Annotated in this window: 17 protein-coding genes; 4 read left to right on the forward strand and 13 right to left on the reverse strand. The window is 72.3% G+C overall.

Features of this window, described 5'->3' with window-relative positions:
* Positions 1–61: 61 nt before the first annotated feature.
* The 9 genes from mraY to EL266_RS10990 all read right to left on the reverse strand — a co-directional run bounded on the left by mraY (position 62) and on the right by EL266_RS10990 (position 10,575).
* Positions 62–1,150: a phospho-N-acetylmuramoyl-pentapeptide-transferase gene (gene mraY, locus EL266_RS10950; protein WP_026426649.1), complete on the reverse strand. Its 1,089-nt coding sequence runs from the start codon at positions 1,148–1,150 to the stop codon at positions 62–64.
* On the reverse strand, positions 1,147–2,568 hold the full coding sequence (locus tag EL266_RS10955) for a UDP-N-acetylmuramoyl-tripeptide--D-alanyl-D-alanine ligase (protein WP_197719242.1): 1,422 nt from the start codon (positions 2,566–2,568) through the stop codon (positions 1,147–1,149). Before EL266_RS10955 ends, mraY begins: the two co-directional genes overlap by 4 nt.
* Complete coding sequence (locus EL266_RS10960; RefSeq protein WP_026426647.1) at positions 2,565–4,151, reverse strand: UDP-N-acetylmuramoyl-L-alanyl-D-glutamate--2,6-diaminopimelate ligase; 1,587 nt, start codon at positions 4,149–4,151, stop codon at positions 2,565–2,567. Before EL266_RS10960 ends, EL266_RS10955 begins: the two co-directional genes overlap by 4 nt.
* 87 nt (positions 4,152–4,238) lie before the next feature.
* On the reverse strand, positions 4,239–6,026 hold the full coding sequence (locus EL266_RS10965; RefSeq protein WP_026426646.1) for a peptidoglycan D,D-transpeptidase FtsI family protein: 1,788 nt from the start codon (positions 6,024–6,026) through the stop codon (positions 4,239–4,241).
* Entirely contained in the window at positions 6,023–6,490 is a 468-nt protein-coding gene (locus EL266_RS10970) for a hypothetical protein (RefSeq protein WP_026426645.1), read from the reverse strand. Before EL266_RS10970 ends, EL266_RS10965 begins: the two co-directional genes overlap by 4 nt.
* Positions 6,487–7,650, reverse strand: coding sequence for a 16S rRNA (cytosine(1402)-N(4))-methyltransferase RsmH (gene rsmH / locus EL266_RS10975; protein WP_084500597.1), 1,164 nt, complete (start codon positions 7,648–7,650; stop codon positions 6,487–6,489). Before rsmH ends, EL266_RS10970 begins: the two co-directional genes overlap by 4 nt.
* A 284-nt stretch (positions 7,651–7,934) precedes the next feature.
* Positions 7,935–8,366, reverse strand: coding sequence for a division/cell wall cluster transcriptional repressor MraZ (gene mraZ, locus EL266_RS10980; RefSeq protein WP_026426644.1), 432 nt, complete (start codon positions 8,364–8,366; stop codon positions 7,935–7,937).
* A 419-nt stretch (positions 8,367–8,785) separates the two neighbouring features.
* Positions 8,786–9,175 carry a DUF3040 domain-containing protein gene (locus EL266_RS10985; RefSeq protein ID WP_026426643.1) on the reverse strand — a complete coding sequence of 130 codons (390 nt, stop codon included), beginning with the start codon at positions 9,173–9,175 and terminating at the stop codon, positions 8,786–8,788.
* Between the two features lie 173 nt (positions 9,176–9,348).
* On the reverse strand, positions 9,349–10,575 hold the full coding sequence (locus tag EL266_RS10990; protein WP_026426642.1) for a DNA polymerase IV: 1,227 nt from the start codon (positions 10,573–10,575) through the stop codon (positions 9,349–9,351).
* A 67-nt stretch (positions 10,576–10,642) separates the two neighbouring features.
* Between EL266_RS10990 and EL266_RS10995 the strand changes: the two genes are divergently transcribed.
* Entirely contained in the window at positions 10,643–11,464 is an 822-nt protein-coding gene (locus tag EL266_RS10995; RefSeq protein ID WP_026426641.1) for a spermidine synthase, read from the forward strand.
* A 68-nt stretch (positions 11,465–11,532) separates the two neighbouring features.
* Here EL266_RS10995 and EL266_RS11000 read toward each other — a convergent pair whose 3' ends face one another.
* Positions 11,533–12,471 (reverse strand): PAC2 family protein, encoded by a 939-nt coding sequence (locus EL266_RS11000; RefSeq protein ID WP_026426640.1) that lies wholly within the window; start codon positions 12,469–12,471, stop codon positions 11,533–11,535.
* 312 nt (positions 12,472–12,783) lie between these two features.
* Here EL266_RS11000 and EL266_RS11005 point away from each other — a divergent pair, with 312 nt between their 5' ends.
* The 3 genes from EL266_RS11005 (at position 12,784) to EL266_RS11015 (ending at position 19,049) form a co-directional block, all read left to right on the forward strand.
* Positions 12,784–15,222, forward strand: a complete 2,439-nt coding sequence (locus EL266_RS11005) for a HelD family protein (RefSeq protein ID WP_051281042.1) — start codon at positions 12,784–12,786, stop codon at positions 15,220–15,222.
* Between the two features lie 139 nt (positions 15,223–15,361).
* Positions 15,362–17,278, forward strand: coding sequence for an AMP-binding protein (locus EL266_RS11010; RefSeq protein ID WP_084500612.1), 1,917 nt, complete (start codon positions 15,362–15,364; stop codon positions 17,276–17,278).
* Positions 17,271–19,049, forward strand: coding sequence for an AMP-binding protein (locus EL266_RS11015; RefSeq protein ID WP_232012020.1), 1,779 nt, complete (start codon positions 17,271–17,273; stop codon positions 19,047–19,049). The genes EL266_RS11010 and EL266_RS11015 overlap by 8 nt, the downstream gene beginning before the upstream one ends.
* On the opposite strand, the gene EL266_RS11020 is transcribed toward EL266_RS11015, so the two are convergent.
* The 3 genes from EL266_RS11020 to EL266_RS11030 are packed head-to-tail and all read right to left on the reverse strand — an operon-like array spanning position 19,040 to position 21,830.
* Positions 19,040–19,708, reverse strand: a complete 669-nt coding sequence (locus EL266_RS11020; RefSeq protein ID WP_197719243.1) for a thiamine phosphate synthase — start codon at positions 19,706–19,708, stop codon at positions 19,040–19,042. The genes EL266_RS11015 and EL266_RS11020 overlap by 10 nt on opposite strands.
* On the reverse strand, positions 19,705–20,487 hold the full coding sequence (thiM, locus tag EL266_RS11025; RefSeq protein ID WP_034514758.1) for a hydroxyethylthiazole kinase: 783 nt from the start codon (positions 20,485–20,487) through the stop codon (positions 19,705–19,707). The genes EL266_RS11020 and thiM overlap by 4 nt, the downstream gene beginning before the upstream one ends.
* Entirely contained in the window at positions 20,484–21,830 is a 1,347-nt protein-coding gene (locus EL266_RS11030) for an MFS transporter (RefSeq protein WP_232012021.1), read from the reverse strand. The genes thiM and EL266_RS11030 overlap by 4 nt, the downstream gene beginning before the upstream one ends.
* Positions 21,831–21,832 lie beyond the last annotated feature (2 nt).

Here is a 21,832-nt window from a genome sequence, read left to right on the forward strand (position 1 = left end):
TCCTCTTGGCGCCGGCCTTCACGGGGCCGGCGATCATGCGCATCCGCGTCCCCACAGGCCCTCAGCCCAGGAGGTACTCCGCGTAGAACAGCCCCAGGCCGGTGATGACGCACAGGCCGGCGATGATCCAGAAGCGGATCACGACATTGACCTCGGTCCATCCTCCCAGTTCGAAGTGGTGATGCAGTGGAGCCATGCGGAAGACTCTCTTGCCTGTTGCCTTGAAGGAGCCGATCTGGATGACGTCGGAGATGACCTCGGCCAGGAACAGCCCGCCGAGGATGACCGCCAGGAACTCGGTGCGCGTGAGGATGGACAGCCCGGCCAGGGCCCCGCCCAGGGCCAGGGAGCCGGTGTCGCCCATGAAGATCTTGGCCGGCGAGGCGTTCCACCACAGGAAGCCGAAGCACGATCCCATGAGTGCTGCGGCGATCATGGCCAGGTCGCGCGGATCGCGGACCTGGTAGCAGGTGGTGGCCACGGTCTCGGCGTGCCCGTAGAGGCAGGACTGGTTGATCTGCCAGACCCCGATGAGGGTGTAGGCCCCGAAGACCATGGTCGATGCGCCCGCTGCCAGGCCGTCCAGGCCATCAGTGAGGTTGACCGCATTGGACCAGGCGGTGATGAGGAAGTTGGCCCAGATGACGAACAGGACCAGGCCCACCGCCGCGCCGGCGAAAGCGAGGTCGATCATGGAGTCGCGGGCGAATGAGATGCGCGTGGAGGCCGGGGTCAGCCCGTTGCGGTCGGCGAAGTTCAGGGCGGCCACCGCGAAGGTGATCCCGATCAGGGCCTGTCCCACGATCTTCTGCCATGCCCTGAGTCCCAGGGATCGCTGCTTGGAGATCTTGGAGAAGTCATCGAGGAAGCCGATCAGTGCCAGGCCCACCACGAGGAAGAGCAGCAGTGTGCCGGAGGCGCCGGGGACGCGCATCTGGCTGAGGTTGGCCAGCAGGTAGCCGATCACCGCCGAGCCGATGATGACCACGCCCCCCATGGTGGGGGTGCCGCGCTTGGTGAAGTGCCCCTGGGGCCCGTCCTGGCGGATGAACTGGCCGTACTCCTTGACCTGGAGATAGCGGATGAGCAGGGGGGTTCCCAGCAGCGAGCCGATCAGTCCGATCACGCCGGAGATGAGGATGGCAGTCATCGGGGGCGAGCCTCCTTGAGGTGGTCGGCCAGCCGCCAGGCGCCTGAGCCGTTGGATCCCTTGACCAGGACGGCGTCGCCGTCCCGCAGCAGCGTGTCGATCCGGGCGATGGCCGCGTCCGCGTCCGGGTAGCCCGCGATGGCGGTGCCTCGGCGCTCGGCGGCCTCCAGGGCCGCCTGGGCACCCGGGCCGATCCCGACGAGCAGGGCCGCATCCGCGGCATGGGCGAGCTCGCCGGTGCGGATGTGATCGGCATGCGAGGACTCCCCCAGCTCCAGCATCTCGGAGATGATGACCACGCGGCGCCGTTGCCCGGCCATCTCGGGCAGGGCGGCCAGGGCCGCGGTCATGGAGTCGATATTGGCGTTGTAGGAGTCATCGATGAGCAGCAGATCCCCGCCCAGAGTGCTCACGTCCATGCGGTGGGGGCTCTCGATGCGCGCCCCGCCCAGCTCGGCGGCGATGAGCTCGGGGTCGGGGCCGGCGATGAGGGCCAGGCCCGCGGCGGCCAGGGCGTTGGAGATGTTGTGCCTGCCGGGCAGGGCCAGGGTGATGCGGCGCGGCCGGCCCAGGCCGGGAAGGTCAAGGTCGAAGGAGGCGTGGGCGCCGTCGGCCATCTCGATGCCGGTGGCGCGGATGTCGGCCGGGCCCTGGGTGGAGAAGGTCAGGACCTCCCCCCGGGCGCGTCCCGCCAGTTCGAGGCAGTGCGGATCGTCGGCGTTGAGCAGGGCCCTGCCGCCGGCAACCAGCCCGTCGAGGATCTCCGCCTTGGCCCGGGCCACGCCCTCGATGGACCCGAATCCGCCCATATGGGCGTGCCCGATCATGAGGACCGCGGCGCCATCCAGAGGGGCGATATCGGTCAGGTAGGCGATATGGCCGGGGCCGGAGGCGCCCATCTCCAGCACGAGATGGCGGGTGTCCTCATCGGTCTGGAGCACCGTCAGCGGCAGGCCGATCTCGTTGTTGAAGCTGGCGCGAGGGGCCACGGTGGGGCCATCGGCGGCCAGCAGCTGGCGAGTCAGGTCCTTGGTGGTGGTCTTGCCGACCGAGCCGGTCATGGCCACCACGCTCAGCCCCCCGGGGCGCGCGGCGCGCAGATCGGCCAGGTGGGCGCGGGCCAGGGCACCCAGGGCCTCGACGGTATCGGGGACCACGATCAGGCCCAGCTCGCTGCCGGCCCCCTCCAGGGCCGCGCCGGCAGCCGGCAGATCGCTGATCAGGGCGCCCACGGCTCCCCCGGCGGCGGCCTGGGCCAGGTGGGCGTGCCCGTCCGTGCGCTCGCCGGCCACGGCGACGAACAGGGATCCGGGCTCGGCCTGGCGCGAGTCGGTGACCACCGGCCCGCTGACAGTGGCCTCGGCGCCGATGAGCCTGCCTCCCACGGCGGCGGCCACTTGGGACAGAGCTCGCCTCATGGCCTCCCCCACTTCTTCTCCACGGCCTGGGCCATCACCGGAGCATCGTTGTAGCGGATGAACTCCCCCGCGGCCTCAAGGAAGGGCTCATGGCCCTTGCCGGTGACGATGACGGTGTCATCGGGTCCGCACAGCTCGACACCCCGCTCCACGGCGTCGCCGCGCCAGGTGGTGATCTCCTCGACGTTCTCCATCCCGGGGCGCACTGAGCGCACCCCCTCCAGGATGGCGGCCCGGATGAGCCCGGGATCCTCGCTGCGGGGGTTCTCATCGGTGACCACCAGGACGTCGGCCAGGCGGGCGCAGACCTCCCCCAGCATGGGGCGCTTGCCCTGGTCGCGATCGCCGTCGGAGCCGAAGACGACGATGAGCCTGCCCGGGGTGATGGGCCGCACGGCCGCCAGGGCCAGCTCCATGGCGTCGGGGGTGTGGGCGAAGTCCACGATGCACAGGCCGCGCCGGCCGTCGCGCTGGCTGATGCGCTGCATGCGCCCGGGGATGTTGTGGGCGCCCGCCAGGGCGGTCACTGCCGTGTCAGTGGGCACGCCCGCGCGGATGGCCATGACCAGGGCCAGGGCCGCGTTCTGCACATTGACCAGTCCCGGCAGCGGGCAGGAGGCGGCGATCTCCTCGCCGTCGGGCCCGTGGAGGGTGAAGGTGGTGGCGGCCTCCTCCAGGGAGACGGTGGCATCGGTGACCCACCAGTCCGCGGGGGTCTGGCCGGGGTAGGCGCGCAGGCGGTCCACCGGGATGGCGGCCTCGGCGGCCAGTTGCGCCCCCCAGCGGTCGTCGACGCAGACCACGCCGCGACTGGAGTGCTCGGGGGTGAACAGCTGGGCCTTGGCCTGCAGGTACTCCTCCATGGTGGAGTGGAAGTCGAGGTGGTCGCGCTGCAGGTTGGTGAATCCCGCGATGTCGATGGAGGTCGCGTCCAGGCGGTGCAGGACGATGGCGTGGCTGGAGGCCTCCAGGGAGGCGGCGCCCACTCCCTCCTCCAGGGCCAGGGCGAGCATGCGCTGGAGCACCGGCGCCTCGACGGTGGTGCGCGGGGACTCCACGGACCTGCGGCCCACGCGCAGCTCGATGGTGCCGGCCATCATGCAGGCGCCCAGGTGGGCCGACAGGATGGCGTCCAGGAAGTAGGAGGTGGTGGTCTTGCCATTGGTCCCGGTCACCGCGGTGGTCACCAGGTGGCGTGAGGGGTGGTGATAGACCTCGGCGGCCAGGGGCCCGACGACGGCCCGCGGATCACTCGCCAGCAGCACCGGAGTTCCGGGACAGGTCTCGGCGACGATCCCGGCGCCCTGGGAGTCGGTGACCACGGCGATGGCCCCGGCCTGGACGGCCTGGGCGGCGTAGCGGGCGCCATGGGCGTTGAAGCCGGGCAGCGCCGCGAAGATCTCACCGGGGAGGATGTCCCCGGAGTCCACGGAGAGGCCTGTGGCCTGCAGGGATTCCAGCGCAGCGGCGTCCTGGGGGGTGGCGGGGACCAGGGATGCGGCCTGCGCGAGCGCGCCGAGCGGCACCGGGGGGTTGTGCTTCGGCCGCAGGCTCGCGGCCGACTCGTAGGCCTGGTTGTTCATGGTTCCTCAATCTATCGCGTGCCCGCTGTGGAGATCCTCCACAGGGGGCCTGGCCACCGCACCGGCGGCGTGCTTGTTGTCACGCGGCTATCGCTGCCGAGCCTCCTCGGGATGCTCAGCCGCGGCGGCGGCGATGACCGAGGGGTCGGGGGCGATGCCGAGGGACTGCATGGCGGCCAGAGCGACCTCCCTGAAGACGGGAGCAGCCACGGTGCCGCCATAGACCCCATCGGGTCGGTAGATGATAACGGCTATTGCCAGGGCCGGTGCGCGCGCCGGCAGGAAGCCGACGAATGAGGCCACGGTCCCATCCTCGGTGAGGATCTCGGTGGTCCCGGTCTTACCGGCCACGAGGTAGCCGTCGATGGAGGCGGCCTCAGCGGTTCCGCCCTCCTGGGTGACCCCGATGAGCATCTCGGTCATGGTGGCGGCCGTCGCCTCTGTGATGACGCGCACCCCCTCGGGCTGCGCCTGGGGCTCGGCCTCCCCCTCGGCGTCGATCCAGGAATCCACGATGCGAGGGGCCACGCGCACGCCCTTGTTGGCGATGGCGGACAGCGACTGGACCGCCTGCAGGGTGGTGGTGGCCAGGCCCTGGCCGAACATGGTGGTGTAGCGGGTCCGGTCATCCCAGGTCTCGGGGCCGGTGATCAGCCCATCCGACTCCCCAGGCATCTCGATCCCGGTCAGGGCGCCCCAGCCGAAGCGCTCCATATAGGAGTAGCGCACCTTGTCCTCGAGGGTCTGACCGATCTGGACGGTCCCCACATTGGAGGACTCGGCCAGCACCTGGGCCGTGGTCAGCATCTGGTGCTCATGCTCGTGGGAGTCGCGGAAGCTCTGCCCATTGGGCGCGGTCCAGGTGTAGGGCACCGACCACACGTCCTCGGGAGTGACCGTGCCCTCCTCGATGGCGGTGGCGAAGGTGACCACCTTGCCCACGCTGCCGGGCTCGAAGACGGCCTGGACGCTGCGAGCGGCCCGGTCATCCTCCGAGGTGGCGCCCGGGTCGGCGGGATCCACCGAGTTGGAGTCGGCCAGGATGAGGACCTTGCCGGTATCCGGCTCCATGGCCACCACCGTCCCCCACAGGGCGTTCTCGGCGGCCACCACCCGATCCACGGCGCTCTGGGCGATGGACTGCAGATCGGGATCCAGGGTGGTGCGCACGGTGACTCCGGGCACGGCCGCGGTGTCCTGCTGCTCGCCGGTGGGAATGATGACCCCGGTTCGCCCGATCTCCTCGCTGCCCTCACCGTCCTTGCCCGACAGGCGCTCGTTCTGGGTCAGCTCCAGGCCCGCCGAGCCGACCAGGCGGCGGGTGTCATCCTCGTAGGTGTAGCCCAGGACATTGCCGGCGACCTTCCCTGCCGGGTAGGTGCGCCGGGTGCGTTGATCGGGCTCGACGCCGGGGATGCCCAGCGCCTTGATCTTCCGCCAGGTGTCGGGATTGACCTCCTGGGCGATGATCGCGTAGCTGGAGTCGCCCACCATCGTGGCCCCCAGCTCGAGCGGGTCGAGCTCCAGGATGGGGGCCAACTGGGCCGCCGCCGCCGCGGCGCCATAGCCCACCACCACGCTCTCGGTCTCCCCCGTGGCCTGGTTGACCCTGTCCTCCTCCTGCTCGTACTGGGCCACGACCACCTGGTTGACCCCGATGTCATAGCTCACGGCGCTGGAGGCCAGCACCGTGCCGTCACGGCCGGTGATGTCCCCGCGCGGCGCCCGGTTGACCCAGGAGACGGTGCGCTCGGCCTTGGCGCGGGCCGACAGCTCGGGCCCGGCCACGGCCTGGAGGTAGGCGGTGCGCCCCGCCAGGATGGCGAAGAGCCCGGCTCCTCCCAGGCGCAGGACATTGCGGCGCGAGGGGTTCACCGCTGCTTCTCCGCCTCGGCCGGCGCGCCGCCGCTGAGGGAGGAGCTCTCCAGGTCCACCACTCCCGGGGCGCCGGCCGGGACCATGCCCAGCTCCTCGGCCCTCGAGGCCAGGCTGTCGGGGGCCGAGGCCTCCTGGACCTGGGTGCGCAGGGTCTCGACATGGTCGTTCATGACATTGAGCTCGATCTGCTTGTCCTTCATCTGGTAGGCGGTGTCGGCCATCTGAGCGTTGAGGAGCATGGAGGCCACCAGCGCTCCGGACAGGATGAGGATGATGATGGCCAGGAAGGGCAGGGTCGAGCGCGACGGGGCCGCGGAGCGGATAACGCGCAGTGCCGGTCGTGCCGAGTCCTGGGCACGACCCGCGCTCGCGGGCGATGCCCCCTGGGCGCGCCCTTCGACGGCGCTCGGCTGCGATGCGAAGCGGCGTCCCTGGACGCGGGCGGTGGCGGTGGCGCTCATCGGCGTGTCCCTCCTCGTGTGCTGCTGGGTCGGTTCCTCATGTGCCTGGCGGCTCGGGTGCTCTGAGTGGATCGGCCGCCCGGGGCCCGCGGCCCCGGCGGTGCGGGCGGGGGCGCCGGCGCCTGGACGGCGTCCCGGGTGCGCGCCGCGGCCCGCAGCCGGACGCTGGCGGCCCTCGGATTGGAGGCGAGCTCGGCGTCGTCGGCCCGTGCGGCCCCGTGGGTGAGGAGCTCCAGGTAGGGCTGGTCCGACTCGGGGATGATCGGAAGGCCCTGCGGGGCGCGCGAGGTGGCGCCATGGGCCAGGGCCCGCTTGATGATCCGGTCCTCCAGGGACTGGTAGGACTCCACGACCAGTCGCCCGCCCACCGCCAGGGCGTTGAGGGCGCTGGGCACGGCGGCGGCCAGGACGTCGAGCTCGGCGTTGACCGCGATGCGCAGGGCCTGGAAGGTCCGCTTGGCCGGATGCCCCCCGGTGCGGCGGGCGCCCGCCGGGATCGCGGCGCGCACGAGCTCGGCCAGCTCATCGGTGGAGCGCACGGGCCTGCCCTCCTGGCGACGGCGCACCACGGAGGCGGCGATGCGCTGGGCGAATCGCTCCTCGCCGTAATCGCGCAGGATGGCCGCCAGCTCCGCGGCGCTGGACTGGTCGAGGATGTCCTGGGCGGTGGTGCCGCCCGACTGGTCCATCCTCATATCCAGAGGGGCTGGGCGGGCGTAGGAGAAGCCCCGCTCGGCGTCGTCGAGCTGGAGGGAGGAGACCCCCAGGTCCATGAGGATGGCCTCGACTCCCCCGCCTGCCTCGGAGGCGGCCACCTCGCCGATGCGGTCATAGGTGGTGTGCACGGCGCGGAAGCGCTCACCGAATCGGGCCAGGCGCTGGCCGGCCAGGGCGATGGCCTGGGGGTCGCGGTCGATGCCGATGACCGTCAGGCCCTCGAAGCGCTCCAGGGCGCCCTCGCTGTGCCCGCCCATGCCCAGCGTGGCATCGATCATGACGGCCCCCGCCCCGGCCCGCAGGATCGGGGGCGCCAGGAGGTCGAGGCACTCATCGAGCAGGACGGGCGTGTGCAGCTCGGCGGCCGGCGCCCGGCTGCCGGCGGCGTCGTGGGCCTGGCCGGCGTCGTCGACAGTGGCCCATGCGCGATCGGCGCCGCTCATGCGCGTCCCCCTTCCCTCGTGCGTCCTGGTGGTGCTGGCTGATTGCTGGCTGTTTTGCTGGCTGGTGCTGCGGCGCCTGCGCCGGGCGGCCCGAACCGACCTGATGGACCCGCACTGAGCCCGCGAAGGGGCTCAGGGAGGTCCGAGGCGGGGGACGCCTGCCGTCCGGCCGCCTCGCCAGGACTCCTCCCGTGATTCCGGCGCCGGGGAAGAGGCGTCGGACTCGGCATCGGGCGGAGACCTCACGAGGCGGTCGCCGGCGCATGCGCGCTTCTCGGTGGTGCTCAGAAGAAGCCGGGGATGATCTCCTCGGCGGTATCGGCGAAGACCTGCTCCTGAGCGGCCAGGTACTCGCTCCATGCGGTGGCGTCCCAGATCTCCACCCGGGCGCCCGCGCCGATGACGGCCAGGTCCCGTGTCAGGCCCGCATAGGACCTCAGCGACGCCGGCAGCGTGATGCGGCCCTGCTTGTCGGGGATCTGGGAGTCGGCTCCCGACAGCATGACGCGCACGTAGTCGCGCGCCTGCTTCTGCGCGAGGGGCGCCTCGCGCAGCTGGGCGTACATGCGCTCGAACTCGGCGGTGGTGAAGGCGTAGAGGCAGTGCTCCTGGCCTCGGGTCAGGACGATGCCCCCTGCCAGCTCCTCGCGGAACTTGGCAGGAAGGATGAGGCGGCCCTTGTCATCGAGCTTCGGGGCGTGGGTGCCCAGGAACATCGGGCCCTCCTTCCCCTCGGCTGCCCAGTGCGCACCACCTTACTCCACATCCCTCCCCTTTCTCCCACCATTGGGTCGCGAGGCGATCACAACCAGATCTCGGCCACCGGTTTTTCCGCGTGATTGCAAGGGTGATACACGGTGGAGCGAAGTGGGGGAAAGACGGGGCCCGCGCGCGCCCTCGGCGTGGTGCCCAGCCGACGGCGCCCATCAGGGCCAGGAGCGCTCCGTGGCGCCCCCGGACCGAGAAAGGGCACGGGCGCGCACAGAAGCGCCCCGGTTTCACGGCGTGAGCCGGAGCCGGGGCGCAGGGGGCCGTCGTCGTCGACAGGCGGTGGTCAGTGGAGGTGGAGGGATGTGGAGGATGTGAAGGATGTGGAGGGCAGCAGGGGAGCTCTGGTTCTCGTGGGCTCGGGAGATCAGTCCTGGGCGTCGCGGCGCCGGTCCCAGCGCTCGGACTGGCGCTCCATGAAGGAGGAGCGGCCCGGGCTCTTGGGCCTGCGCTCCTGGGGCGTGGCCGTCACCCCGACAGCGGTGCGGGTCAGGGCCAGGGACACGCCCCAGACCGCGACGGCGAATCCGGCGACCCCCAGCAGGATGGAGCCCACGCCATGTCCCACGGCGACCCCCGAGATCAGCAGGGCGATGCCCACCAGGACCAGGGCGACGCCGGCGCCGATATGGCGCGGCGAGGGTCGGGTCAGGCGGCGCTCCTCGCGCTCGAGGGTCTCGGCAAGGGCAGGATCCTCCTCATGGAGCTGCGACTCCAGGTCCCGCAGGACCTGCTGCTCTCGCTCTGACAGTGCCATGATGCTCCTCGATTCTGAGCCAGGGGGTGGGCTCGCCTCCGTGCTCGGGTCGGTCGGCGGCGGCCGTCCCGGGCCGGATGGTGCTTCCACCATAAGCGCTCGGCGCCTCCTGAGGAAAACCGCAACCGGAGAATGGATCGCACTGTCCATCTGGTGCCCGTCCCCGGCACGGCTCATCGGTCGCGCCGGCTGTGCCCCAGGAGGCTGGCGGGCGTGACAGCGCCGCGCCCCCAGCGCTGGCGCACGGCGTCGGCGGCGCGCTCGGGGGCCCCGCGCCGCGGATCCTCGTCCAGGAGGAGCTGGACGCCGTCGTCGGCCCGGGCCAGGCCCTCGAGGCGGACCCCCAGGAGCCGGATCCCCCCACTGGGCGTGGGCAGGGCCTGCCACAGCGCCTCCACGGCCTGCCAGATGTCCCGAGCCAGGTCGGTGGGGACTGACATCGTGCGCGATCGCGTGACCGTGGTGAAGTCGGCGCCTCGGACCTTGAGGACCACGACGCGGCAGCGCATGCCCCCGGTGCGCAGGCGGGCCGCGCACTGGTGCGTCTGGTCCAGCAGGATCCTGCGGGCGTGCTCGCGATCGGTCAGCGTGGAGTAGAAGGTGGACTCAGTGCCCACGGACTTCTCCTCGCGCCCCGGGCTGACGGGCCGGGGGTCGATGCCGTGGGCCAGGTCGTGCAGGTGGCGGCCGGCGGCGGGCCCCAGGATCCTCTCCAGGCGCCGCACGTCGGTGGCGGCCAGGGCGCGCACATCGGTGATGCCCCAGCGCGCCAGGCGCTCGGCGCTGCGGGCGCCCACGCCCCACAGGGCCTCCACGGGCAGCAGGTCGAGGAAGTCGCGGGTGGACTGGGCGGGGATGAGGAGGAGGCCATCGGGCTTGGCGTGGGACGAGGCGAGCTTGGCCACGAACTTGGTGGAGGCCACCCCCACGGAGGCGGTCACGCCCGTCCGGTCGCGCACCTGCTCGCGAATCCATGAGGCGATCCGGACGGGACTGCCCATCCGCCGCCTGGAGCCGCGCACATCCAGGAAGGCCTCGTCGACGCTGACCTTCTCCATCACAGGGGTGACCTCCCCCAGGATGGTCATGATCTGCTGGGAGACCTGGCTGTACAGGCCGTGGCGCACGGGCAGGACCACGGCCTGGGGGCAGCGCCGGGCGGCCTCCGCCATCGACATGGCCGAGGCCACGCCGCAGGCTCGCGCCTCATAGGAGGCCGCCGAGACCACGCCGCGCCCGTCGCGACCCCCGACGATCACCGGACGGCCGACCAGCTCGGGCCGCTCCCTGAGCTCAACGGAGGCGAAGAAGGCGTCCATGTCCACGTGCAGGATGGGGGTGGCCGAGTCGTCCTGCCCCCAGGAGCGTCGCGCCTGGGCCGAGCGCGGTGCCCTGCTCATCCCTGCTCCTTCCCTGCGCCGGGGCCCGTTGGGCCCTGTGACGGCGGAGCCAGGCTAACGTGCTCCTGTGACACCCAGGCGCAGCACGGGCTCCCGACGACGCTCCCAGACCCCCGGCCTGGGCCACCTTCCGACCGGGCCCGTTGAGACCTCCTTCGCCCGGGCCGAGCTGGTGCGCCACGACACGGGGGTCCTCCTCATGCTGGACGGCACGGAGTCCTCCTTCGTGGACCTGGTCGATCCGGCTCACCTGGACTTCGAGTACCACCAGCACATGGATGCGGTGCTCGGCGCGTTGATCGGCCATCACTCGCCGGTCAGGGCGCTTCATCTGGGCGGCGCCGGCTGCAGCCTGGCGCGCGCCTGGGACGCCACCCGGAGCGGATCGACCCAGGTGGCCGTGGAGATCGACGAGGCCCTGGCCTCCCTGGTGCGCCAGTGGTTCGACCTTCCCCGCTCCCCGCGCCTGCGCATCCGGGTGGGAGATGCCCGCCAGGTGGTGACCGGCATGCGGGAGGACCAGTGGGATGTGGTGGTGCGCGATGTCTTCGCTCAGGGGCGGGTGCCCGAGTCGTGTCGCAGTCAGGGCTTCCTGGCCGACTGCATGCGGGTGCTGGCGCCGGGCGGGCTCATGCTGGCCAACTCCTCCTCGGCGCCGCGAGCCCGGGCCGGGGCCGAGCTGAGGGCCCTGGCGAGCCTGGCAGGCGGCCTGGTCGTGGTGGCCGATCCGGCGGTCGCCCGCGGAGCCAGGCCCGGCAACCTCGTGCTCGTGGCCCGGGCCGAGCCCTTCAGCGCCGCAGAGCTGGAGGAGATGGAGCGAGCCGTGCGGCGCCTGCCCCTTCCAGTCCGCCTGTGGGATCCCCAGGACCCGGCACTGCCGCGTCCCTGAGGAGGGGGCTGGCCGCGCGATCCCTCAGGCTGCGCCCGACCGGCCCCGGCGCTCGCCCCGCGGCCGACTCACAGGCCGCGAGCGCCTCCCCAGCCCCGGGTGCCCAGGTCACCTGAGTCCTTGGACTCCAGGAAGGCCTCCAGGCGGGCACCGATCTCATCGGCGCTGGGCAGGTCCGCAGGTGGTGCGACAGCCTGCTGGTCCTCGGTGGAGATGCGCGGGGCCAGGGCGTCGTACTGGGCCTCCAGGGCTGCCACCACGGCGGTGACCTCGGGCTGCTGGGCGGCCTCGGCGTCGATCTCGGCGCGGTTGATGCTGGCGGCCGCCTCCAGGTCCCCCACCGGCAGGGCCAGCCCGGTGGACTGGGCCACGGCGGCCAGGAGGGCGGAGGCCCCCTGGGGGAAGTCATCGCGAGCCACGTAGTGGGGGATGGCCGCGGCCACGCCGCGCGAGTCCAGTCCCAGCTCACCCAGGCGCAGCTCCAGGTAGCCGGTCATGGACCCGGGCAGCTCGACCCGTCCGAAGATCTCCGGCTGGGCGGGCAGCAGCTCGGGGCTGCTGCCGTGCATGTGGATGTAGGTGGGGCGCGTGTGGGGAACCGCCATGGGGATGCCGGACATGCCGATGGCCTGGCCCACGCCCATCGAGACGGCCAGATGGGCCACGGCGCCCACGAACTCATCCCAGCGGAAGTCCGGCTCGGCGCCGTGGAGCAGCAGGAGGTCCTCGCCGTTGTCATCCTGGAGGAGGTCGAGGACGAGCTCGGGCATCTCCACCGAGGCGTAGGTGTTGTGGATGTAGGTCATGACGGGCCGGCGCGCCCGGTAGTCGATCAGGGAGTCGATGGCGAAGGTCGCCAGGCGCTCGTTGGGCAGGGTCATGAGCAGCTGCTCGACGGCCAGCGCTCCGGCATTGCCGGCGTCCATGGCGCCGTCGAAGTGGTGGATGAGAACGCGCGGGGAGACAGGCTGCCCTGCCGGGCGCTGCACTGTGAACAGTGGACTCACGGTCTGTCTCCTTCCTGTGGTTGAGCCGATGAGCCCAGGCGGTGGGGCCCGGGCGGGCAGGCGACCCGTGGGGAGGCGAAGCCTGCCGGTACGGTGGCGCAACGCCGCAGCGGTTCGGCATGTTCCCGGGCGGGGGCAGGTCACATGCCGTGTTCGCCCTGGGCGTCCCCATGGGGGCCTGGACAGGAGAATAATGGACCGATCCGCGCAGCGCGGGATGATTCGGCCCGGCACCTGCCGGCGCACCCCGACTGCGCCACGATCAGCACGCGGGAGGCGCTGGCCCCCGCCCTGAAGAATCTGCGAGGCCCTGTGAATCAGACGACTCCCCCCGACGCGGCGTCCCAGGCGCATCCCGAGGGCAGGCGGCTGCGCGAGATCGAATCCGAGCAGCGTGTGGTGGATCTGGCCTACGGCGAGCTCGACCGCCAGCTGGCCCGGGCGCGCCGTTCCCTGGCCGCCACCGAGGCCCGGGGCGCCGATGGCACCCATCAGTCCCGGGGCGAGCGCGATGCCTACGCCGTCCACTACTCCTCGCTCATCTCCTCCCTGGAGGGGGTTGAGGACCGCCTCGTCTTCGGGCGGATGGACATCAACCCCGAGTCTGCCAAGGCCATGGGGGCCTCCTCCTCGCCCGTCACCGATTCGGGGCGGCGCCATTACGTGGGGCGCACCGGCCTGCAGGATGAGCGCCACCGGGAGGTGGTCCTGGACTGGCGGGCCCCACTGGCCCGGGCCTTCTACCAGGCCACGGCCGCCAACCCGATGGGCCTGGTGCGGCGCCGCCATATCGAGACCCGGGCGCGCCGGGTCCTGGGCGTGGAGGATGAGCTCATCGACGTCGGCGCCCTCGACGCCCTGGCCGATGGGCGGGGGCCGGCCGGCGCCGATCACGGCCTCCAGGGCGAGGGCGCCCTCATCGCCGCCATGTCAGCGGCCCGTGATGGGCGCATGGGCGACATCGTGGCCACGATCCAGGGCGAGCAGGACCGGATCGTCACCTCCCCGGGCACCGGCGTGCTCGTGGTCCAGGGCGGCCCGGGCACGGGCAAGACCGCGGTGGCACTGCACCGGGTGGCCTACCTCTTCTACTCCGAGCGAGCGCGCCTGGAGCGCTCCGGGGTGCTCCTGGTGGGGCCCTCGCGCACCTTCCTGCGGTATGTCGAGCAGGTGCTGCCCTCCTTGGGAGAGACGGGGGTGGTCTCCACCACGTTGGCCGACCTGGTTCCCGGCCTGCGCGCCCGGGGGGTCGAGCCCGCGGCCGTTGCCGAGATCAAGAGCCGGGCCCTGTGGGCCGGGGTGCTGGAGCGCGCGGTCAGGGATCTTCAGCGCATCCCCGACTCCCCGCGCCCCATCGAGGTCCAGGGCACGGTACTGAGCCTGGAGCCCGATGACGTGCGCGAGGCGGTCTCCCGCGCCCGGCGCAGCGGCAAGCCCCACAACCTGGCCCGCGAGCCCTTCGTGCTGTGGCTCCTGGAGCGGCTGACCGACCAGTACGCGGCGGCCACGCGGCAGGACGCCTCCGATGCCGACACCCGCGCCTGGATCCGCGAGGACATCCGCACCAGCCGCGATGCGCGCCGGGAGATCAACCTGTGCTGGATGCCCACCACGCCGGCGGGCCTCCTGGAGCGGCTGTGGGCCCGTCCCGATCTGCTCGAGCGCCTGGCCCCCGATCTGGGGGCCCAGGAGCGGCAGATGCTCGTCCGCGGGCCCGGCGCCGAGCTGACCCCTGCTGATGTCCCTCTTATCGATGAGCTCCACGAGCTGCTGGGCCCCAGTGAGGACGCCCAGGCCCGTCGCGCCCGCCTGGAGGCCCGGCGCCGCGAGGAGCTGGTGGCCTACGCCGCCCAGGCCATCGAGGCCCAGGATCTGGGCGGGGGCATGGTCAGTGCCGAGATGCTGGCCGACCGGGTGGCCGACTCCGGCCCCCACCTGACCCTGGCCGAGCGGGCGCGGGCTGATCGCACATGGACCTACGGCCATGTCGTGGTTGATGAGGCCCAGGAGCTGGGTGCCATGGCCTGGAGGGCGCTGGCGCGCCGATGCCCCCTGCGCTCCTTCACGGTGGTGGGCGATCTGGCCCAGTACTCGGGCCGCAGCGCGCCCTCGAGCTGGGGCGAGGTGCTCACCGCCCTGGGCACCGGCGGGCGCCGGGCGGCCTCCCGCTCCGCCGGCCGGGGCCGGGCCCAGGGCTCGACGCCGCTGCGCGAGGAGGCCCTGTCTGTGTGCTACCGCACGCCGGCCACGATCATGGAGGCCGCCGACCGGGTGGTCACCGCCCTGGGAGCGCCTCCGGTCTTCCCGGTGCGCTCGGTGCGCGATCTTCCCGACTGCCTGAGCGTGGAGCGCCTTGAGGGCGGCGAGGGTCTTGACGAGCAGGACTGGGGCCAGGCCCTGCGCCGGGCCGTGGCCGCCGAGTGCGCCGGTCTTGATGAGGCCGCCGGTCCCGGGGCCGGGCGCATCGCGGTGATCAGCCCGCAGGCCCCGCGGGATGCCTCGCTGCTGAGGGCCGATGAGGCCCTGGCCGCCGCCATGGAGGCCCCGGGCGGGGATGTGCTGCGCTCGCGAGTGGCGGTGATGGGGCCGGTCATGTCCAAGGGCCTGGAGTTCGACGTCGTCGTCCTGGTCGATCCGGCCGTCATCGGCGAGACCAGCCCCGGTGACCTGTATGTGGCGATGACCCGGCCGACGCGCCGCCTGCGGGTGATCAGTCGGGCAGGTCTGCCCACGGGACTGGACCCCTCCTGAGGCCGCGGATCACCCGGAAGGCGCCGCAGCGCCGCGATCCCGGGATGCTCGACCGGGACGACCGGGCCCCGGTGCACAGCCCGGGCACAGTGGGCGCGCAGCCTGCCTACGCAACCGTAGGTTACGGTTGGTCCTGGCCATGTACCGCGGCGGAGCATCCCTCCGGCGCCTGGAATCGGAGGCACCTGTGAGTCAGACGAGCACTCCTCCCGCTCAGTCGCGGCCCCACTACGCGCCCGGGGTCCCCTCGACGATCCTTGACGTGACCGAGCCGCTGTCATGCATGCTCGACGACGCCGCCCGTCGCTTCCCCGATCGCATCGCCCTGGACTTCCTGGGTGCCACCACCACCTACGCCGAGTTCTCCGATCGGACCGCCAGGGCCGCCGAGGCCCTGCGATCCCTGGGGGTCGGGCCCGGGGACGTGGTGGGCCTGATCCTGCCCAACTGCCCCCAGCACGCCGTCCTGGCCTACGCGGCCTGGCGCATCGGGGCGATCGTCGCCGAGCACAACCCGCTGGCGCCGGCGGCCCAGTTGCGCGAGCAGTTCCACATCCACGGCGGGCAGGTCATCATCGCCTGGGAGAAGACCCTGGAGCGCCTGGTGGCGGCGACCGGCTCCCTTGAGGAGGCGGGCCTGAGCGGCCTGCGCGTCCTGTCGGTCGACCTGTCCCGGGGCCTGCCGCTGCGCAGCCGCCTGGCCCTGCGCCTGCCGGTGGCCCCCGCGCGGGCCAAGCGCCGCGAGCTGCGCGGCAGGGTGCCCGCGGGGGTGCGCTCCTGGGATGACCTGGTGGCCACGGCCGCCCCCATCGCCCAGGGCGTCGCCCTTCCCGCGGTGACGGACACCGCGGTGCTGCTCTACACGGGCGGCACGACGGGAACGCCCAAGGCGGTGGGCCTGACCCATGCCAACCTGCGCTCCAATGCCGAGATGAGCCTGGCCTGGGCCTCGCAGGCCACTGAGGCGGGCAAGGAGACCTTCTACGCCGTCCTGCCCTTCTTCCACGCCTTCGGGCTGTCCCTGTCCCTGCTGTGCGCCGTGGGCCTGGGCGCTACCCAGGTGGTGCTGCCCAAGTTCGGCGCCGACCTGGTCCTGGAGGCCTGGAAGCGCCGGCCCGCCACCTTCTTCCCCGGCGTTCCGGTCATGTTCGACCGACTGGTCACCCGCGCCCAGGCCACGGGGGCGGACCTGTCCTCCTGCACGATCGCCGTGTGCGGGGCGGCGCCCAACCCCCGCTCCGTGGCCCAGGCCTGGGAGGAGGCCACCGGGGGCACCATCATCGAGGGGTACGGGATGACCGAGTCCTCCCCCATCATCCTGGGCAATCCGATCTCCCAGGAGCGCCGCCCCGGGACCCTGGGCGTGCCCTACCCCTCCACCGAGGTGCGCCTGGTCGATCCCGAGGATCCGAGCCGGCAGGTCGAGCCGGGGCAGGTTGGTGAGCTCCTGGCGCGCGGCCCCCAGGTCTTCGCCGGCTACTGGCGCAATCCCGAGGAGAGCGCCGAGGTCCTCCTGGAGGGCGGCTGGCTGCGCACGGGTGATCTGGTGCGCCAGGAGGAGGACGGCTTCTACGTCATCGCCGATCGCCGCAAGGAGCTCATCATCTCAGGGGGCTTCAACATCTACCCCACCGAGGTCGAGGCGGCCGTGCGCTCGATGCCGCAGGTCGAGGAGGTCGCCGTCGTCGGCCTGCCCGCCGATTCGGGCAACGAGTCCGTCGTGGCGGCGATCCTGCCCAAGCAGGGCCAGAGCGTGACCCTGGAGCAGGTGCGCGAGTGGGCGGCCACCACCCTGTCCAACTACGCCCTGCCCCGCCAGATCGCCATCCTCACCGAGATGCCGCGCTCCCAGATCGGCAAGGTGCTGCGCCGCGTGGTGCGCGAGGAGCTGCTGGCGGCTCGGGAGAGCGCCTCCGAGGCGGCCACGACGGCGGCCGTGAGCATCGTTGAGTACCTGTCGGGCACGCATGGCCAGGACGGCCGCGGGCCCGCGGAGCAGGCAGGGCCGGCAGATCCGGCGAAGGCCGCGCCCGCCCGGGAGGATCGCGGTGAGTGAGCCGGGCTCGCCGGCAGAGCCGGCAGAGGGCGACGCCCACCACTTCCACCGCCGCCACTATCTGCCGGGCGTGCCGGCGCTTGTCGAGACCCCCGATGAGGGGGTGGCCGAGCTGCTGGCCACGGCCGCGGCCTTCTACCCCGACCGGATCGCCCTGGACTTCCTGGGCGCCACCACGACCTACGGCGAGCTGCTGGAGGCCAGCGAGCGGGCCGCCCAGCTGCTGCGCGAGGCCGGCGTGAGGCGCGGGGACCGGGTGGCCCTGCTCATGCCCAACTGCCCCCAGCATGTGGCGGCCATCTACGGGGCCCTGCGCCTGGGGGCGATCGTCGCCGAGCACAATCCCCTGGCCCCCGGGGAGGAGATCCGCGCCCAGCTGGCCCACCACGGGGCCCGGGTGGTGGTGGCCTGGGAGAAGGGCGTGGAGCTGATCATGGACCCGGATGCCCCTGACGGCCAGGGCCTGGAGGGCCTGACGGTCTTCAGCGTGGACATCTCGGCGGCCATGCCGGCGCGCCTTCGGGCCGCCCTGCGCCTGCCGGTGGCCCGGGCCCGCGAGCAGCGCCGGGCCATGAGGGCCACGGCCCTGCCCGCCTCGGTTCGCTCCTGGGACCGGGAGGCGGCCCGGGCCGCCCGCCTGCCCGCCTCATGGCCCTCGCCGGCGGGCGGGGACGTGGCGGTGCTGCTGCACACCGGTGGGACGACGGGCGCCCCCAAGGCCGCGGCCCTGACGCATGGCAACCTGAGGGCCAACGCGAATCAGGCCATCGCCTGGGTGCCGATGCTCCATGAGGGCGGTGAGACCTTCCTGACTCTGCTGCCCTTCTTCCACGCCTTCGGCCTGACCTTCAACGTGCTGTGCGCGGTGCAGAAGGCGGCCACCCAGGTGATGCTGCCGGCCTTCGACGTTCCCCGCGTGCTGGCGGCGCTGCGCCGCCGGCCCTGCACCTTCTTCGTGGGGGTGCCGGTCATGTTCTCGCGGATCCTGGACGGCGCAAAGGAGTCCGGGACCAGCCTGGCCGGTCTGCGCTACGGTGTGTGCGGGGCGGCGCCGATGCCGCCGGCCACGGGCAGGCGCTGGGAGGAGGCCACCGGGGGCCTGTTCATCGAGGGCTACGGCATGACGGAGACCAGCCCGATCGTCGCCGGCACTCCCATGGGGCCCAGTCGGCGCATCGGCGCGCTGGGGCTGCCCTTCCCCTCCACGGATGTGCGCGTGGTCGACCCCGAGGATCCGGATCCCGGCCGGGAGGTGCCCGACGGCGAGCCCGGTGAGCTGCTGGTGCGCGGCCCCCAGGTCTTCGCCGGCTACTGGGAGGATGAGCAGGCCACGGCCGAGGCCATGCTGCCCGGCGGCTGGCTGCGCACGGGAGACATGGTGCGCCGCGAGGACTCCTTCCTGTGGATGGCCGACCGCAGGCGCGAGCTCATCCTCACCGGGGGCTTCAACGTCTATCCCTCCCAGGTCGAGGAGGCGATCCGCTCCATGGACGGGATCGCCGATGTCGCCGTGGTCGGCCTGCCCGACGGGGCCAACGGGGAGACCGTGGTGGCCGCCGTCGTCCTGGAGCCCGGGGCGGGCGAGGTGACGCTGGAGGCGGTGCGCTCCCATGCGGGGGCGAGCCTGCCTCGCTACGCCCTGCCCAGGCGCATGGAGGTTCTCGACGAGCTCCCGCGCACGGTGATCGGCAAGGTGCTGCGCCGCGTGGTGCGCGATCAACTGCTCGCACACGGTCCTGGCGGCGCGGCACCGGGATCTCCTCAGTCCTGAGGGACCGACCAGCCCGCCAGGCACCGACGTACTTCAACGGCTGGATCTGGGGCTGCCATGATGGCGCGGACCATGGCGGTTCCGGCCACCCCGGTGGCCGCGAGCGCCGGGACGTCATCGGGCCGAACATTCCCGATGGCCACGATGGGCAGGGCACTGGCAGCGACGAGGTCGCGATAACCGCCCACTCCGAGGGGCACTCGCCTCGACGGCTTGGTCGGTGTGGGCCGGAAGGGACCAGCGCCGAGGTAGTCGATGTCTCCTGCCAGGTCCTGGGCGCGGCGCACGAGCGGGAGCGTGCCTGCGGTCATCCCTATCAGCGCCCGCGGGCCCAGCAGCGCCCGCGCATCCCGCGCGGGCAGGTCGTCCTGCCCCAGGTGGACGCCATGCACCGCCTCCCCCTGCCGTGCCAGCGCCCAGGCGACGTCAGCACGATCGTTGACCAGGACTCGAGTACGAGGACTCGCTGCCGCGACCGCCCGTGCAACCTGACGGGCGAGCTCCATGAGACCACGGGCGGTGGCCTCCTTGGCTCGCACCTGAACCACACCGGCTCCAGCCGCTGCCGCGCGTGCGGCGGTCTCGACAGCGCGGTCCCCCGTCCCGGAGGTCACAAGGCAGCAGCGCAGGTCCACCGCGCGCCTGGGCGCGCTCATCATCCCGCCTCATCCAGGCAGTCCAGGAGCGCCACCTGGAAGGACCCCATGGCGGTGGAACGGGATGCGGCATCCTGTCCGGCGAGCCCGAGCAGCGCCGTGGCGCCGACCGCTGATTCCCACGGGCTCAGCCCCGCCCCCAGGCCGGATGCCATGAGAGCGCCGAGAAGGCATCCGGTCCCTGTGACCCGGGTCAGCAGAGGGCTGCCGCAGTGCAGGCGGATGGTGCGGCGCCCATCCGTGATGAGATCGGCCTCGCCGGATACCGCCACGATCCCACCAGTGCGCTGCGCCAATGCCATGGCCTCCGCCTCCGCCTCCTCAGGGCGCGCTGTCGTATCGGTGCCGCATCCGCCTCGGGAGCCGTTCAGGGCTCGTATCTCCGAGGCGTTGGCCCGTACGACCGCAGGGCCCTGGTCCAGGAGCCGGTGGGCGAGTGCGGTGCGCACCGGTGCGATCCCAACGGCCACTGGGTCCAGCACCCATGGATGACCGGAGGCGCGGGAGGCTGTCACCGTTGCGGGGATCCCCCGCGCGCCGTCGGCTGACAGGGCTCCGAGATTGACCAGGAGGGCATCCGCCTGGCCGGTCATCATCGGGGCCTCCTCCACCGTCTCAGTCATCATCGGACGGCTCCCCACAGCCAGCAGTCCGTTGGCGACCAGATGCATCGAGGCCGTGGCAGTCAGACAGTGAACGAGTGGTGCCCGGGAGCGCAGGGCGGCAGCGGTCCTCCTGGCCAGGGCGCGAATATCAACGGCCTCATGGTCAATCCCCGTCATCGCCCACCTGCCCGCACGATCTCATCAAGACCCATCGCCGTATCCCGGGGCGCCAGGGATGGCCCTGCCAGCGCTCCCAGGCTCAGGAGCCCACCACCGAGGATCACCAGCAGAGTGTCCGCACCGCGCCCCAGCATCGACTCCAGAACGGGCAGGTAGAGCGGGTAGAGGGAGGGCACGATCAGGGAGAGGCTGTAGGCGCTGCCATACCCCGTGGAGCGCACCTCTGTGGGGAAGCGCTCGCAGAGGTAGGCGGCCACCGGCCCGTAGGCACTGACCGTGGCGGCCTGAAGGACGGCGACCCCCATGATGGCACCGGGCAGGGTGGTGCTGGCGAGGGCCGCGTGCCACACAAGCACGCCGAGAGTCGATGCCGTCAGGCCCCAGGCGGCCAAGAGGCGCCGCCGTCCCACCAGGGTGGACCAGTGCCCGGCGAGGATCATGGCCGCGGCCTGGACAAGGGCCGCGGCACCCATCACCACTGCCACCGAGGGCATCGTCACGGACGGGCCGGCGCTGATCCGGGAGGTGAGGATGAGAACAGTCGCAGTGGTGAGAAGCCACAACCCCGACATCATGACGAAGCACTGCCAGAAGGGCCTCGCCCACTGACCGCGTAGGAGCGAGCGTAGCGTGGGGTGCGCGGCGCCGGGGATGCGTCTGGCCGCCTCACGGTGGAAGCTCGGCGAATCCGGAACGTGGCGCCGGTAGTAGAGGGTCATTCCCAGCGAGGCGCCGGCCCCGGCGAGGAAGAGGAGGCGCCAGCCCCACACGCTGTAGGTGTCCGGGCCCAGAGCAGTCAGGAGCCCCGCGGTGCCGAAGGCGATGGTGGCCTGGGCCAGGGGGGCCATGGACAGGATGAGTCCACTGGCAAGGCCGCGCCGTGGCGGCCGGCACCACTCCATGGCCAGCGGGATAGCGGCTGAGTACTCCCCGGCGACGAGCACACCGGCGGCGAATCGCAGGGCGATGAGAAGGCCGAGGCAGGCCGGTCCGAGGAGGGCATGGGTGGGCAGGACAGCGATGGCCAGGGCGCACAATGCGGTTCCGGCGGTGGCCAGGCACGTGGTGCGACTGCGTCCGATCCTGTCAGCGACCCGCCCCAGGATCACGGCGCCCACGGGGCGCCCCAGCAGCATGGCGGTGACCGCCACGGCCCCCGCCAAGGAGGGCGCCCAGGGGCCCGTCACATGGTCGAGCGCCGGAGCCAGGGCCACGAGCGGAAGGAAGATGTGGAGCGCGTCCACCCAGTTCCCCACGACCCCTGCGCCCAGGGCGGCCCGCCCCTGGGCACTCAGGGTCTCGGCCCGCTCGGCATCACGCATGTCTGAACCGGTGCTCACGG

The sequence above is a fragment of the Actinomyces slackii genome, from assembly GCF_900637295.1.
GTDB classification, from domain to species: Bacteria; Actinomycetota; Actinomycetes; order Actinomycetales; family Actinomycetaceae; genus Actinomyces; species Actinomyces slackii.